This window comes from Streptomyces sp. JLBJ103, assembly GCF_058215575.1.
On sequence record NZ_CM177089.1, the window covers coordinates 3,156,663 to 3,172,777 of the forward strand.

The following is a 16,115-nucleotide window of genomic DNA, read 5'->3' on the forward strand; positions in this document are numbered from 1 at the left end:
ACCGGGCTCGTCGCACCCCAAAAGCGCTCGCACCCAACGGAGAGTACCCGAGCTCGGGCCCGACTCCCCCCTGTGACGAGTCACGCCTAGGAAACAACCCGGTATCAACGCTCGGTCACCTCAAAGCTCAGGGCGCTACCCCATAGATTGCGACATCCCAACAATTCAGGCGTATCCCCTGAGCTCGGCTACAAACATGGTGCACCGGTCGACATCAGGCGAGCGGCGAGTTCCTCCTCCGCCGCGGCCGCGGTCTGCCACTGCTCGGCCCTCACCCAGGCCCGCTTGAGGTGCAGATGGACATCAGCCTCCCAGGTGAAGCCCATCCCGCCGTGGACTTGCAGACAATCTCGGGCATTACGAATGGCCGCCTCGTCCGCCAGCAGCGTGGCGGCGGCGATATCACCCGGGTCTTCTGTGATCGCGGCCGCATACACCACACTTCTGGCTGTTTCCGCGCGTACCAACATAGACGCGCAGAGATGCTGAACTGCCTGGAATGCACCGATCGCCCGGCCGAACTGCACACGCTCCCCGGCATGGGCCACCGCCATCTCGACCGTCCGCGCCGCACTGCCGAGCTGCTGCGCGGCGGTCAGCAGCGCGGCCTCCCTCCAGAGCCGGGCGGCGATCCCGCGCCTCCGGGAGGACCGCGCCCCGCTCCACACCCCGCCACCGCGCATCCGGTGCAGCGGTGTTGCCGGGTCCACCGACCGTATGGCCTCGGCCGAGGACATGACCTCGTTCGCCGGACGCACCTCGGCGTCCTCGTCGCCGAGCACCAGGACCGCGTCGGCCGACGTCAGATGCTCAACCAGCACCCCGTCCGCCCCCTGCGTCGCAACTGGCGCACCCGACGCACCTGGTGCAGTTGGTACGTCCAGCCCCGTCACCACGGCCTCCCCCTCGGCCGCACCCGCCGCCGAAAGGCCCGCCGCAAGATGTGTGGTGACCAGCGGGCCCGGCAGCAGCGCTCGGCCCGCCTCCTCGAAGGCCAGTACCGCTTCCGGCAGTCCGAGCCCCACCCCGCCCGCCGCCTCGGGCAGCCGCAAAGCGAAGAATCCCGCCGCCCCCAGCTCCCGCCACAGCGATCGATCAACCGCCGCCTCCCCCTCCGCGTCCACCACAGCCCGCAGCGCCGCGCGCGGAAAGCGCCGTTCCATCAGCGTGCGCATGCCCGTTCGCAGCGCCCGCTGGTCCTCGGTGAGCGAGAAGTCCACGGCCAGGTCACCGCCCCTTCGGCAGGCCGAGGATCCGCTCGGCGACGATGTTCCGCTGGATCTGCGAGGTTCCGGCCGCGATCGTGTACGACAGCGACGCGAGGCGGCCCATGACCCACTCCTCCCCCGCGTCCAGCGCGTCCGGCCCCAGCACCTCGGCGGCGGCGTCGTACAACTCCTGCCGTACCTGCGAGAAGCGCAGTTTGAAGACCGAGCCGCCGACGCCCGGCACCCCGCCGGTGCGCTGCGCCTCGCTCACATTCCACTGGGTGAGCCGCCACAGCGCGGTGCAGTCGGCCGAGAGCCGCCCCAGCCTCCGCCGCAGCACGGGGTCGTCCCAACGGCCGTTGGCCTTCGCCGTCCGGGCCAGCGACTCCAGCACCCGGCGGCAGGCGACAACCTCGCCCACGAAGGCGGTGCCGCGCTCGAAGGAGAGGGTCACCATGGTGACCCGCCAGCCGTCGTTCTCCGCGCCGACCCGGTGGTCGACCGGCACCCGCACCTCGTCCAGGAACACTTCGGCGAACTCCGCGGTCCCGGCGAGGGTACGCAGCGGCCGTACGGTCACCCCCGGCGCGTCCATCGGCAGGGCGAGCCAGGAGATGCCCCGATGCTTCGGGGTGTCCGCGTTTACCGGCGCGGTGCGCACCAAGAGTTCGCACCAGTCGGCGACCTCCGCGTGCGAGGTCCAGATCTTGCTGCCGCTGACGACGTAGGCGTCACCGTCCCGTACCGCCCGGGTGCGCAGCGCCGCCAGATCCGATCCGGCCTCGGGTTCGGAGAAGCCCTGGCACCAGACCTCGTCCCCGCGCAGGATCGGCGGCAGCCAGCGCGCCCGCTGCGCGGCCGTGCCCTCGGCGGCGATGGTGGGGCCCGCGTGCAGCAGCCCCACGAAGTTGGCGCCCACATAGGGCGCACCGGCGCGCTCCGTCTCCTCCAGGAAGATCAGGTGCTGGGTGGGAGTGGCGCCCTGGCCTCCGGCGTCCTCCGGCCAGTGCAGCCCGGCGTATCCGGCGTCGTACAGCATGCGCTGCCAGCCGCAGTCGTAGGCGCGGCGGGCGGGCCAGTCGGCCGGGTCCGGGCGGGGCGGCAGCGTGGGCAGCGCCGCGGCGAGCCAGGCGCGCAGCCGGTGCCGGAAGTCCTCCTCGTCCTCCGTGCAGGAGAGATCCATCGGTCACCGTCCGCCCTTCATTTCTGATGGAGCGTCAGATCAATGTGGCACCGGAAGGCTAACCCGCACCCCCTGGACCGACAAGGCCCGGGGCCTTACGCTTCCGGGCACGATCTGACTGACCGTCAGTTTTCGCGAGCGCGTGCCACGGGAGGCCGGGATGACCGACACCGCGCATGACCTCGGACGATCGGCGACGTTGTGGGAGCTGCTGGAGCGGCGCGCCGCCCTCACCCCCGACGCCCCCGCTCTGATCCAGGCCGCCGACTCCCCCCGCGAAGACCGGCGGCTGACCTTCCGCGCCCTGCGCCACCGCGCGGAGCGGACCGCCGCCGGCCTCCACGAGCTGGGCGTACGTCCCGGCAGCCGGGTCGCCTGGCAGCTGCCCACCCGTATCGAGACGGTCGTCCTGGCGATGGCGCTGGCCCGCCTCGGCGCCGTCCAGTCGCCGCTGATCCCCTCCTACCGCGACCGCGAAGTGGGGTTCGCGCTCCGCGAGTCCGGCGTGCGCTTCTTCGCCGTCCCCGGGCGCTGGCGCGGCTTCGACCACACGGCGCTGGCTCACCGGCTCGCCGCCGAACTGCCCGAACCACCGCTGGTCCTCGAGGCGTACGACACCCTGCCGGAGGCCGACCCGGCGACCGTACGGCTGCCGCCGCCCCCGGCCGACGGAACCGAAGTGCGCTGGATCTACTGGACCTCGGGCACCACCTCCGACCCCAAGGGTGTGCTGCACACCGACCGCAGCCTCATCGCCGCCGGCGCCTGCCTCGGCCATGCGCTGCGGCCCCGCCCGGACGATGTCGGCTCCATGGCCTTCCCGTACGCCCATGTCGCCGGGCCCGACTACACCGTGATGATGCTGCTCTACGGCTTCTCCGCGATCCTGCTGGAGCATTTCGCGCTGCCCGGCTCGCTCGCCGCGTACCGGCGGCACGGGGTGACCACCGCGGGCGGCAGTACCGCCTTCTACTCGATGTTCCTGGCCGAACAGCGCAAGGACCCGGCACAGCCGCTCATCCCCACCCTGCGGCTCCTCTCGGGCGGTGGCGCCCCCAAACCGCCCGAGCTGTACTACGAGGTCACCCGGGAGCTGGGCTGTGTGCTCACCCACGGCTACGGCATGACCGAAGCCCCCATGATCACCATGGGTTCACCGGACGACCCCGACGAACTGCTCGCCACGACCGAGGGACGCCCCCCGGCCGACATGGAGATCCGGGTGGTGGACGGGGAGATACGGCTGCGCGGCGAAGCCGTCTGCGCCGGATATCTGGACAAGGCCCAGACCCGGGAGGCGTTCGACGAGGACGGCTTCTTCCGCACCGGTGACCTCGGTCGGCTCACCGAAAGCGGCCATCTGATCCTCACCGGGCGGGCCAAGGACATCATCATCCGCAAGGGCGAGAACATCTCGGCCAAGGAGATCGAGCAACTGCTGTACGAGCACCCGGACGTGGCTGACGCGGCGGTGATCGGACTGCCGGACCCGGTACGCGGCGAAATGGTCTGCGCCGTGGTCGAACAGCCCGCGCGGGCCCGGCCGCTCACCCTCGACGGTGTGACCGCGCATCTGCGGAACGCGGGACTCAGCGTCCACAAGCTCCCGGAACGGCTGGAGGTGGTGGACGCGCTGCCACGGAACCCGACGCTGGGGAAGGTGCTGAAGTACCGGCTGCGGGAGCGGTTCGGCGACGCGTCGGCCCCGAAGGGTTAGGCCCGGACGGGCCTAGGTCCTGTCCTGTCGACCTTCGTGGATCAGCCCGCGGCGTCTGGTGCCGTGGATCGCAAGGCGGAGGGTCGTCCTCGTACTGGGCGTACTCGGAAGATCCCGACAACGCGGCGAGGCGCGGTGCCAGGCGTCGCGGACCCGCGAAGATCGGCAGGACAGGGCCTAGCCCGTGGTGCTGTACGTCGCCGTCGCCTGCTCGAAGTAGCGGGCGACCGCGCGGCGTTCATCGGACGGGCCGATCACCAGCACCACGTGGTACCGGCCGTCGATCAGCATCGCGAGGTTCCGGGCGTAGACGTCGCGCCCGCTGCTGTCCCGCCAGCTGAACGCGCCCTCCGCCATCGCCGTCCGCCCGACGTCGATCCGCCGCAACCCCGACGAGGAGGCCCAGGAGGAGCCGCGGAAGGCGGAGAGCTCCGACTCCCGGTTCTGCTGGTAGGCCATCGGGTCGTCGCCGAACTCCGACGACTTGTCCCGCCCGGCCACCACCAGCAGTTCGAAGTCCCCGCCGAGGTAGCGGATCTGGCCGCGCTCGTTCTCGCCCCTGCGGGTCCAGTCCTCGTCCACGGCGACCTTGAAGCCCTTGGGATCCTTACGGACCACGAAGCCCTTCGCCACTCCCGCCGGACGGGTGGACTGCCCCTCCGGCGACTCCTCTTCGCCGTCGGAGGAGGTGGTTCCGGAGGCCGGGTCGTGGGGTGCGCTGGGCGCCGCGCTCTGCGCACCGGCCGAACCCGTACGGTCCTGGCCGCCGTTCTCCTTGTCCCGCGGCATGAACATCATCGCGTACAGCATCGCCGCCACCAGCGCCAGCAGTATCAGCAGCAACAGCACCCGGCCCAGTCTGCGCGGCTCGCGCTCCTCCCCCGCCGCCTCGGCGGACGTCAGCGGCCGCTGCGGCGCCGTCTGGTCGACGCGCGGCGGTCTGGGCGCTCTGCGCTGCCGCGGCTGCTTGGCGCGCTTGTGCCGTCCGTGCGCGGCGGCCGACGGGTCGGGGCGGCCCCGGCCCCTGCGCACCAGCCAGCCGCGGCGGCGCACCACCGGCAGCCGCCGGGGGTCGGACGTCCCGCCCGGCCCGATCGACGGCACGGTGACCGTACGGCTACCCACATCGGGTTCGGGCGCGGACCGGATCAGCGACCGCAGCCAGCCTCGCAGCTCCTCGAAGTCCGGCCGCTCGGTGGGGTCCTGGCGCAGCAGGGACTCGACGACGGGACGCAGCGGACCGCATTCCTCCGCGTACGCGGGCGCCTCCGCGCACACCAGCTGGACCAGCTCCGCGGCGCTGTCCTCGGGGTACGGGGCATGGCCCTGGACGGCGCGGAAGAGCAGCACGCCGAGCGCCCACAGATCGGCGGCGGGGCCGACGGGCGGCGCGAGCCGCCAGTTCTCGTGGACCGGGACCGCCTGCTCGGGCGCCCACCGCTCGGTGACGGCGCCCACGACGACGATCCGTGCCTGCCGGGCCCGTTCGGCGGCCAGCGCGGTACCGGGGCCCCGACCGGTGGCGCCGCCCGAGGTGCTGTCGGCGTCCCAGCCGCCGGGGCTCATGGCAGGCTCCGGTGTTCCGGGCCAGGACGCACCGCCGGTCACGAGGTTCTGGTCCTGGTCGTCGTCGGACGCGGGCTCGATGTCGTGCTCGTCGTACGGGTCCGCGTACGCGTCCCGGGGCTCGCCGCCCGTCCGCGCGGCGGCGCGTGCGCCCGCCGCGTACGCGGCGATGGCGCCGGCGCGCGCGGCACGCTCGGCCGCGCCCTGCGGATCGGCCGTCCCGCCGTCCGGCTCGCCCTCCCGCGCACCCGGCACCCACGGCACGCCCGGCTCCCGGCCCGGCCCACCGGACCCGCCCGGTACGCCCGTTCTGCCGCTCCCACCCGCCGTGTCCGCCTCAGGCGCGGTCCGCGGGCCGGGGAAGCCACCGGCCGCTCCCTGGTCGTGGTAGCGCGGTCCGGCGCTCCGTTCCGTCGCGACGGGAGCGGGAGCCGGATCCGGAGCCGGAGCCGGAGCCGGATCCGGGGCCGGGGTGGGCTCCTCGGCCGGACCGTCGCCCTCGGCCGCCCCGGAGGGGGGCGGCACCGGATCGTAGCCGCACAGTGCTTCCTCGGCCGCCCCGGCCGCCAGCCCCGTCAGCATCGCCCGGCCGTCCTCGCACAACAGGACCGTGCGCGTGGTGATGTTGCGATGCGTCCAGCCGTGGGCGTGCAGGGCGCGCAGGGCGGTCAGGATGTCATTGGCGATCTCGGCGGCGCGGTGCGGGGAGAGCGTGCCCTCGGCGAGGAGTGCGGCGAGCGGACGTCCGGCGACCTGTTCGCTGACGATCCACAAGCTTCCGGACTCGGCGAAGACATGGAAGACCTGTCCCAGCCGCGGATGGTCGGGGTGTTGGGCGGCGGCCGTCGCCGCGACCATGGCACGCCGTACGGCCGGGTCGCCGTCCCCGGTCGTACCGTCCGCCGCGCCTCCGCCCGCCCGTCCCGGGCCGCCGGAGCGGGGCCCGCCCAAGCGCGCCTCGTCGTCGACGACTTCGGCGTCGACGACCTCCGGAAGCGGTATCTGCCGCAGATGGACTTCCTGCCCGCTGTAGGTGTCAAAGGCCCGGGTCTCGACGAACTCGTACTCGTCCGCAGGTGGCAGGGGCAGGCGATAGCGGTCGGCCAGCACCCGACCGGCGTACTCGTCCACGACGCCTCCCCGAGCGCGTGCTCCACACGCTCATCAGCACAGCCTGAAACCGTCAAGTACGGTCATTTTGCCGGTCCATACGGCTGCGCACGGTCCAGGGCCTCTCACGATACGTGCCCGCGCGGCGCTTCGCCGACAGGAGTGCTCAGTCCGAGACGTCGAAGGTCCTGAAGGCGGTCTCCCGGAGGGTCTTGCACTCCTTGTCGTCCCACGTGGACACCTCGCAGGTGACCACGATGGCGAAGCCGTGCGTGCTGTCCACCTTGAAGCCGCGGTTGATCGCCCGGACCCGCTTGCCCCCGGTGTTGTACTCGAACTTCCAGTCCGCGACCGTCGGGTAGCCGTGCCAGTCGATCGCCTTGATGCCCAGCCCCTTGTAGTTGGTCATCCGCCCCGGGGCACTCGCCGCGCTCTTGCGCCAGTCCGCCGCCGCGTCGTCCCGGGGGGAGTCGGTGAAGTCGACCTGGAGACGCGGAAGGGTGGAGTCGCCGTAGTACTTCCGGCCGCCGTCGTAGCCGTCCATCCGGTGGGCGGACCAGCCCTTGGGCATCGCCATGGTGAAGGGGAAGTCGGAGCTCTTGACCATCTCGTACCCGTCGGGGAGCGAACCGCCGTCCTTGCCACCGTCCTTGCCGCCGGTGTCCTCGCCCTTGCCGCCGGTCCCGTCCGAGCCCTTGCCCTTGCCGGAGTCCTCGTCATCCTCGTCCGACCCACCGCCGGACACCTCGGTGCCCGGGGACCTCTTGGTCGACCCCTCGGGCCTCGTTTCGTCGCCCTTCTTGGTCTTCACGTTGCCCGCCGCACCGGCCGAAGCGGCCTTGTCGCCGCCGGACGAGCCCTTGGCGCCGTCGCTGCTGCCACCACCGTTGAGGACGATGACAAGAACAACGGCGAGGATGGCGAGGACCACGGCCACAGCGATGATGATCAGCGTGCGCCTGGGCACCACATCGGTGAGCGAGGCGCGGGGCGGCTGGGGCGGTTCCGGGTTGACCGAGGACCGGGACGACCCGGAAGCGGCCTTCTTCTTCGCGGCGGCCTTCTTGCCGACGGCCTTCTTCACGGCGGCGGACCCGGAATCAGCACCGGAGCCGGAACCCGACCTCGACTCCGATGACTTCGGCCCCGAACCCCCGGCAGCCTTCGAACCGGAACCGGAACCGGACCCGGAACCCGACGAGCCCGCTCCCGAACCCGAACCCGATTTCCGCGCGCTCTCCGACCGCTTCGCCGAAGCGGCGGCCGCGGCCGCGTTGCGCACCGAGCGCAGCGCGCCCCGTCTGCGCTCCGACGCGGACGACTCCTTGGCCTTGGCGGCGGCCTCTTCCTCCGCCGAGGGAGCGGGCGGCAGGCTCATGGTGCGGGTGGCGTCGGCCGGGGGCGGGGAGGCGGAGCCCTCCGGGGCGCTCAGCGCGTCCTCCAGCAGCGCCCGCGCACCGGCGTCGTCGAGCCGCCGCTCGGGGTCCTTGTCGAGCAGGCCGTAGATGACCTCCTCCAGCGGGCCCGCGTTCTTCGGCTGCTCCACCGGCTCGGTCATCACGGCGGTGAGCGTCGCTATGGCCGTGCTCTTGTCGTAGGGCGGTACGCCCTCCACCGCCGCGTACAGCAGACCGCCCAGCGACCACAGGTCGGCGGGCGGGCCCGGCTTGTGGCCGCGGGCGCGCTCGGGCGAGATGTAGGAGGGCGCGCCGACGAGCATGCCAGTGGAGGTGACGGACGGGTCGCCCTCGACCTGGGCGATACCGAAGTCGGTGAGCACCACCCGGCCGTCGTCGGAGATCAGGACGTTGGACGGCTTGACGTCGCGGTGCAGGATGCCCGCCTGATGGGCGGCGCGCAGCACATCGAGGACGGCGAGCCCGACCTCGGCGGCGCGGCGCGGGGTGAGCGGTCCGTCGTCCCGGACCACATCGGCGAGGGAGTGGCCCTCGATCAGCTCCATGACGATCCAGGGCCGGTCGTCCTCGTCGACCACGTCGTAGACGGTGACGGCCCCGTTGCTGCGGATCCGGGCGATCGCCTTCGCCTCGCGCAGCGTACGGGTGATGAGCCGTCTCTTCTCGTCCTCGTCGACGCTGGACGGGAAGCGCAGCTCCTTGACCGCGACCGTACGGCCGAGGGTCTCGTCGCTCGCGCGCCAGACCGTTCCCATGCCGCCCTGACCGAGCATCTCCCCGAGCCGGTACCGCCCGGCGAGGAGGCGCCCAGTCGAACCCTGCGTCTGCTCCGCCTCCGACATGCGACCCCTCTGTAAATCAACCCACCCTGAACCCACCCTGGGAGAGCGACCATTGTCTCTCATCCGCAGACCCGCGGTAGTCCGGGGTCTGCGGCGCGGCGCGCCGCCCTCCGTCACACCTGCGAACATCGGTGTATACGCAGGAAGGAAAGGATCCGTGTCATGCCCATCTCCGCCCTACCATGGCACAGGCGGAGCCGTATGCCGACCGCCCTCGCCCGGCGGGCCGCGCTGACGGTCGCGCTGACGGCGGCGCTGACGGTCGCGCTGTCCGGCTGTGGCCCGGGCGCGAACGGCGGTGCGGGCGGGGAGACACGGGCGAGCGCGGAGGCATCGCGGGACGCCGCGGTGCGTACGGCGGTCCGCGCGCTGGTGGCGGACGGCGCCGCGCCGGGGGCCGCGGTGCTGGTCCGGGACGAGCGCGGTACGCGGTTCACGGCGGCGGGTGTGGCCGATATCCGCACCGGGCGGCGGATCCACCGGAACGACCACTTCCGCGCGGGAAGCCTCACCAAGACCGTGATCGCGGCGACAACGCTGCGGCTGGCCGCCCAGGGGCGGCTGCGTCTCGACGACCGCGTCGAGCGCTATCTGCCGGGGCTGGTGGCCGGTCAGGGGAACGACGGGCGGCGTATCACCCTCCGTCAGCTGCTCACCCACACCAGCGGTCTGTACGACTACACCGCCGACCCGGAGCTGGCCCGGCGGCTGAACGCGGCCGACACCCGTACCCGCACCCCGGCCTCGCTGGTCCGCACCGCCGTCTCCCACCGCCCGTACTTCCGGCCCGGCTCCGGCTGGCGCTACTCCAACACCAACTACGTCCTGCTGGGCATGGTGATCCAGCGGGTCACCGGCCGCCCGTACGCCGACGCGGCGCGGCGGTTGGTGCTGCGGCCGCTCACCCTGGACGCCACCACCTTCCCGGGCACCCGCACCACGCTTCCGGCACCGCACGGCCGCGCGTACTCCGGCGAGGACGGCGCCCGACGGGACGTCACCGACCTCAACCCCTCGACGGCGGGGGCCGCGGGCGAGATGGTCTCCACCCTCGACGATCTGACCCGGCTGGTCTCCGGCCTCCAGCGCGGCCGGGCAACGGACCGCGCCGGGCTGCGCGCCATACGGGACACCTCGGCGTCCGACGGCCGGTACGGCATGGGGCTGTTCCCGGTGCGGCTGCCCTGCGGGGTGCGGCTCTGGGGCCACAACGGGGAGATCACCGGCTCCTACGCGCTGGCCGTCTCCACACCCGACGGGCGCCGCAGTCTCGCCTACCGCCTCAACAGCGGCGCCCGGCCCTCCCCCGCCGCCGAGTCGGCTCTGCTCAAGGCCGCTTTCTGCACGGGCGGATGAACACGCTCACCGGCTCACAGGGGGATGATGTCCGGCGCGCCCAGCCGGGCTGCGTCCGCCGTCAGATCGTCCGGCTGCCGCTGCGATTCGCGTTCGGCCTCCACCCGCTTCTCGTAGTGCTCGACCTCCTTGTCGATCTGCTCCCGGCCCCAGCCCAGCACCCCGGCCATCAGCTCGGCCGCCTCGCGCGCGCTGCGCGTACCGCGGTCGAAGGTCTCGATGGAGATGCGGGTACGGCGGGTGAGCACATCGTCGAGATGGCGGGCGCCCTCGTGGGACACGGCGTAGACGATCTCGGCGCGCAGATAGTCGTCGGCCCCGGGCAGCGGTTCGCCGAGGGAGGGGTCCTGGGCGATCAGCTCCAGCACCTCGTCGGCCAGCGCGCCGTAGCGGTTCAGCAGATGCTCCACCCGCGCCACATGGAGCCCGGCCCGCTGGGCGATCCGGGCCCGTGCGTTCCACAGGGCCTTGTAGCCCACGGCCCCGACGAGCGGCACCTCTTCGGTGACGCACGGGCCGACCCGGCGGTCGAGGCCGTGCACCGCCTCGTCCACCGCGTCCTTGGCCATCACCCGGTAGGTGGTGTACTTGCCGCCCGCGACCACCACCATCCCCGGTACAGGGTGGGCCACCGTGTGCTCGCGCGAGAGCTTGCTGGTGGCGTCCGACTCCCCGGCCAGCAGCGGGCGCAGCCCGGCGTAGACCCCCTCCACGTCGTCGCGGGTCAGCGGCACCGCCAGCACCTCGTTGACATGCTCCAGCAGATAGTCGATATCGGCGCTGGAGGCGGCCGGATGGGCCTTGTCCAGGTCCCAGTCGGTGTCGGTGGTGCCGACGATCCAGTGGCGGCCCCAGGGGATCACGAACAGCACGCTCTTCTCGGTGCGCAGGATCAGCCCGGTCGTGGAGTGGATCCGGTCGCGGGGCACGACCAGATGGATGCCCTTGGAGGCGCGGACGTGGAACTGGCCGCGCTCCCCGATCAGCGCCTGGGTCTCGTCCGTCCACACCCCGCTGGCGTTCACCACCTGGCGGGCGCGGACCTCGAACTCCCCGCCCTGTTCCAGATCGCGCACCCGGGCGCCGACCACTCGCGCCCCCTCCCGCAGAAAGCCGACCACCCGCGCCCGGTTGGCGGCATACGCCCCGTAGCGGGCGGCCGTGCGCACCAGCGCGGTGACGAAGCGGGCGTCGTCCACCTGGGCGTCGTAGTACTGCAACGCCCCGACCAGGGTGTCCTTACGGAGACAGGGAGCCACCCGCAGCGCCCGGCCCCGGGTCAGATGGCGGTGGACGGGCAGCCCGCGGCCGTGTCCGGAGGAGACCGACATCGCGTCGTAGAGCGCGACCCCCGCCCCCGCGTAGAGCCGCTCCCAGCCCAGGTGCTTGAGGGGATAGAGGAACGGCACCGGCTTCACCAGATGCGGAGCGATCCTCTCCAGCAGCAGTCCGCGCTCCTTCAGGGCCTCTCTGACGAGGGCGAAGTCCAGCATCTCCAGATAGCGCAGCCCCCCGTGGACCAGCTTGCTGGACCGGCTGGAGGTGCCCGAGGCCCAGTCGCGCGCCTCGACCAGGCCGGTTTCCAGACCACGGGTCGCGGCGTCCAGCGCGGTGCCCGCGCCGACCACTCCGCTGCCCACGACCAGCACGTCCAGCTCACGGTCCGCCATCCGGGCCAGCGCCTCGCCACGCTCCGACGGTCCCAGTGCCGGTGTCCTCACCGCTGCCTCCCGTTGTGATCGACATCACGTCGCACGTGCAGAGATTTTCCTGGCTTTCCCCTCGCCGTGCCATGGCGCTGCTCCGCCCACTGCCGCAACACCGGGCCAACACCCCTCGCCAATACTGAATACGAGTCATATTTCCGCTTAGTCTGCCTTTGCGCCATCCGGAATCGCCTCGGGAAGGACGGCTCGCAGTCATGCCCGCAGATCTCGCCGTCATCGGACTCGGCCATCTCGGTCTCCCCCTCGCCCAGGCCGCCACCGCCGCGGCCATCGCCACCGTCGGCTACGACCCCGATCCGCGCGCCATCGGCGATCTGCGGGCCGGCCGGCTGCCCTCCGGGGACGGTGACGGCCGGCTGTCCGCCGCCGAGCTGCGCCGGATGGTCGCCGGTGGCTTCCGGATCACCGCCGACCCCGCCGAGCTGGGCCGCGTCCGTACCGCCGTGATCTGCGCCCCGACCCCGCTGGGCGAGGACCGGAAGCTCGATCTGTCGGCGGTCGCCGAGGCGGCCCGGACGCTCGCGGCGCGGCTGCGGCCGCACACCACTGTCCTGTTGGAATCCACCGTGTACCCCGGCACCACCGAGGAATTCCTGCGTCCGGTTCTGGAGGAGGGGTCCGGACTGCGGGCCGGACGCGACTTCCACCTCGCCTACTCCCCCTGCCGCCTCGACCCCGGCAACCGCGCCTACGGCCTCGCCAACACCCCCAAGGTGATCGGCGGTCTCACCCCCGCCTGCACCGAGGCCGCTGCCGCGTTCTACGGCCGGTTCACCGAGAAGGTGGTGCGCGCCCGCGGCCCGCGCGAGGCCGAGACCGTCAAGGTCCTGGAGACCAACTACCGCCACGTCAATATCGCCCTGGTCAACGAGATGGCGGTGTACTGCCACGACCTGGGCGTGGATCTGTGGGACGTGGTCCGGTGCGCCGAGACCAAGCCCTTCGGCTTCCAGTCCTTCCGCCCCGGCCCCGGCGTCGGCGGCCACGGTGTGCCCGTCGACCATGACCACATGGCCTACCAGCAGCGCGGGCTCGGCATCCCGCTGCGGATGGTCGAGCTGGCGCAGCAGGTCAACGGGCGGATGCCGGGCTATGTCACGCAGCGGTGCACGGCCCTGCTCAACGAGTACGGCAAGTCCGCGCGCGGTGCGCACATCCTGCTGCTGGGCGTCGGCTACAAGCCCGACATCGCCGACGAGGAGGGCTCACCCGCCCGGGAGATCGCGTCCCGGCTGATGGAGCTGGGCGCCGAGATCAGCTACCACGACCCGTACGTGCCGCAGTGGCGGGTGCGGGGACGGCGGGTGGAGCGCACGGACGCGCTGTACGAGGCGGCGGCCGACGCGGACCTGACGGTGCTGCTGCAACACCACCGGGCGTACGACCTGCAAGGGCTCGCGGTGAAGGCCCAATTGCTGCTGGACACCAGGGGGGCGAGCCCGGCGGGAACAGCGCACCGGCTCTGACGGCGGCCCGGCCGCCGGGCGCGGTGGCCGTCCGTCACGCCCGGCGGGTCCGTCACGCCCGGCGGGTGCGTCACGCCCGGCGGGTCCGTCACGCCCGGCGGGTCCGTCACGCCCGGCGGGTCCGTCACGCCCGGCGGGTGCGGCGCAGCCGGACCGCGGCGGCCAGCATGATCAGCAGCACCCCGCCCCCGACGAACGTGATGGCCCCCGAGGGCACCGACCGCACCTGCGCGGTGAATGTCATCGGCTCGCCCCAGGGCTCGCCGTCCGAGGTGGTGTAGAGCCGGGCGGTCAGCCGCACCGGGCCGTTGGCATACGCGCTCACCCTGACCCGTACCGTCCGGCTCACCGCCCGGGACGCCCGCACATCCACCGACCGCTCCACCGTGCTCAGCCGCTCCGGCCGGCTGGAGAGCACCCGCAGTTCGACCCCGGTGAGGTCCTGCTGAAGCCCGTTGTCGACGGTCACCGGGATGGTCGCGGAGCCCCCGGCCACCACCACCGTCGACTTGGGCACCAACCGCACCGACGCCATCGAGGCGCTCAGATAGCGGGCCACACCCCGCTGGTAGGCACCGGCGGCCTCCGCGTCACCGCGCCAAGCGGTCGACAGGGAGCGCGCCATCGCCGCCCGTACGGACGCGGTGGTGGCCCGCGCGTCCGAGAGCACCTTCGCCAGCGCCCGAAGCCGCCGCCGGTCCCGGGCGACCGCCGCGAGCCGGGCAGGCGGCAGCTCGGAGGCGCGCAGTGCCGCCGGATAGCCCTCGAAGCTCCGCAACTCCCCCGGCTCCGGCTCGCGCAGCGCCACCTCGAACCGGGCGGGCGCCAGCCAGCCCGCCTTCTGGCCGTCGGCCAGCGCCCTGAGCAGTACGCCCGCCACCGCGACCGACATCCGGCGCGGCGGCACCACCACCAGATCGCGGCGGACGTACGGCAGTTCCCGTACGGCCGTCAGCGTCTCGGCGAGCAGCCGCTGCCGCAGCCGCAGCCGGGCGGGCGCTCCGGCGGCCGCCCTGCCGTGGGAACCCTGGGAGAGCAGGGCGGCGAGCGTGGTGTCGTAGGTCAGCGCGGTCGTTCCGTCGCCGAGGGACACCGCGCCGTCGTTCGTCGCTCCTCCGGCGACCAGGGCGGCCGACGGCCCGACCGTGGCGCCGGAGGCGAGCACCGTGCCGAGGCCGAGCCGCCGGGTGTACGCGGCGATCGCATCGTCCACCGCGCCGCTTGCGGGCCAGGCCACATCGGCGCGGGAGCGGGTGTCCAGCGCCCGGTCCACCACCGTCCGGCCCACCCGGGACGACGTGCGCAGCAGCCCGGCCAGGGAGGCGTCGCCGCCGCGCGCGAGTGAGGCCAGGTCCGGGTCCGCGTACGGCAGCGCGATGACGTCCTGTCCGTGGACCGCCCTGCGCAGCGCGGCCAGCCAGTCCGCCGCCACATCGCCGCCCTCGCCGTCGGTGGCGTCCTGCGGATCGGCGCCGCCGGGGGTCCTGGCGACCCGGTAGCCCTCGGCCATGGCCTGGGCCTGGGCGACGAGATCGGGGTCGATCACCCAGGTCACCGACTGGTCCTGGCCCAGCTCGACCAGCCGCCGCAGCCGTCCGCCGGGCCCGAAGGCGGCCTTCAGCGCGTCGTCGCGGAAGACCGGGAGCACGCGGTCGCGGGTGCGCTGGGTCAGCGCCTCCATATGCGGGACATCGGTGATCGGCCACAGGACGGTGGTGTCCAGCGGCTCCAGACCGGCGCCGTCGGGATAGGCGCACACATAACCGCGTGTCACCCCGAGGACGGTGCCGCTGCCGTCCCGGCGGGCCACATCCACCGTGAGGGCAAACGCCCCGGGCCCGTCCAGGCCCAGGTCCGGTACGGGCACGGTGAGCCGGAAGCGGTGCGCGGCGCCGGGGGCGAGCGCGGCGACGGCAGCCGTAACGCCCGGCACGGGCGGGCCGTCGTCGCGGCCCAGGGCGGTACGCTCCGCCACGGCGGCGAGCCCGCTGCGGGTGTCGATCGCCCCCTGTGCCCCGATCCGTACGGCGAGGCGGGTGGCGCCGACCCGGCGGCCGGAGGTGTTGGTGACGGTCCCGCTGATCTTCAGCTCCCCGCCCTCCCGCACCACCGAGGGGTTCAGCGACTCCAGTTCGACGGAGGTGGGATACGGCACCCGGCTGACGGACCGTGGCCCGGCGGACCGGCCGGGGGCGGTGCCGGGGCCGTGGGCGGACGGCGCGCGGACGCTCGGGGACGGCGTACGGGGGGCGGCGGGCAGGGCGACGGCGGACGGCAGCAGGGAGGCGATCGCGGCCAGGACGGCGACGGTCACGACGACCGCTCGCCTGTGGGCCCCGCGCTCGACTGCCGTCACCTCGACGCCCGCACCTCCCGTCCGCCCGCGCCGCACCGGACGCGGTGCCACCAGCCCACCACGGCCGCCGCACCGCCGCACGCCCAGACACACCGACCGAGGGGGCGGCGCGGAGACCCCGTACCGTGCCCGCCGGACCGGTGCGGCGGTACTCCGCGCGGGCGCG

At 73.1% G+C, this 16,115-nt stretch carries 9 protein-coding genes; 3 read left to right on the forward strand and 6 right to left on the reverse strand.

The genetic code is table 11. From position 1 onward, the window contains the following. Positions 1-188: 188 nt before the first annotated feature. Both AC4BEG_RS13650 and AC4BEG_RS13655 read right to left on the reverse strand, forming a co-directional pair. Entirely contained in the window at positions 189-1,220 is a 1,032-nt protein-coding gene (locus AC4BEG_RS13650) for an acyl-CoA dehydrogenase family protein (RefSeq protein WP_490706163.1), read from the reverse strand. A 7-nt stretch (positions 1,221-1,227) separates the two neighbouring features. Continuing rightward, positions 1,228-2,391, reverse strand: coding sequence for an acyl-CoA dehydrogenase family protein (locus tag AC4BEG_RS13655; RefSeq protein WP_490706164.1), 1,164 nt, complete (start codon positions 2,389-2,391; stop codon positions 1,228-1,230). Between the two features lie 160 nt (positions 2,392-2,551). Between AC4BEG_RS13655 and AC4BEG_RS13660 the strand changes: the two genes are divergently transcribed. After that, a complete protein-coding gene (locus AC4BEG_RS13660; RefSeq protein ID WP_490706165.1) occupies positions 2,552-4,108 on the forward strand; it encodes an AMP-binding protein in 1,557 nt (518 codons plus the stop codon). 177 nt (positions 4,109-4,285) lie between these two features. On the opposite strand, the gene AC4BEG_RS13665 is transcribed toward AC4BEG_RS13660, so the two are convergent. Both AC4BEG_RS13665 and AC4BEG_RS13670 read right to left on the reverse strand, forming a co-directional pair. Next, complete coding sequence (locus tag AC4BEG_RS13665; RefSeq protein WP_490706166.1) at positions 4,286-6,805, reverse strand: serine/threonine kinase C-terminal domain-containing protein; 2,520 nt, start codon at positions 6,803-6,805, stop codon at positions 4,286-4,288. Between the two features lie 145 nt (positions 6,806-6,950). After that, the gene (locus tag AC4BEG_RS13670) at positions 6,951-9,044 is read right to left on the reverse strand and encodes a serine/threonine-protein kinase (RefSeq protein WP_490706167.1); all 2,094 of its coding nucleotides are present in this window, start codon (positions 9,042-9,044) and stop codon (positions 6,951-6,953) included. Between the two features lie 201 nt (positions 9,045-9,245). Here AC4BEG_RS13670 and AC4BEG_RS13675 point away from each other — a divergent pair, with 201 nt between their 5' ends. Continuing rightward, positions 9,246-10,400 (forward strand): serine hydrolase domain-containing protein, encoded by a 1,155-nt coding sequence (locus AC4BEG_RS13675; protein WP_490706168.1) that lies wholly within the window; start codon positions 9,246-9,248, stop codon positions 10,398-10,400. A gap of 14 nt (positions 10,401-10,414) precedes the next feature. Here AC4BEG_RS13675 and AC4BEG_RS13680 read toward each other — a convergent pair whose 3' ends face one another. Beyond that, positions 10,415-12,121, reverse strand: a complete 1,707-nt coding sequence (locus AC4BEG_RS13680) for a glycerol-3-phosphate dehydrogenase/oxidase (RefSeq protein WP_490706169.1) — start codon at positions 12,119-12,121, stop codon at positions 10,415-10,417. Between the two features lie 200 nt (positions 12,122-12,321). Between AC4BEG_RS13680 and AC4BEG_RS13685 the strand changes: the two genes are divergently transcribed. Next, the gene (locus AC4BEG_RS13685; protein WP_490706170.1) at positions 12,322-13,593 is read left to right on the forward strand and encodes a nucleotide sugar dehydrogenase; all 1,272 of its coding nucleotides are present in this window, start codon (positions 12,322-12,324) and stop codon (positions 13,591-13,593) included. A 124-nt stretch (positions 13,594-13,717) separates the two neighbouring features. Here the strand turns inward: AC4BEG_RS13685 and AC4BEG_RS13690 are convergent, their stop codons facing one another. Next, entirely contained in the window at positions 13,718-15,949 is a 2,232-nt protein-coding gene (locus AC4BEG_RS13690; protein ID WP_490706171.1) for a DUF6049 family protein, read from the reverse strand. Positions 15,950-16,115: the final 166 nt, after the last annotated feature.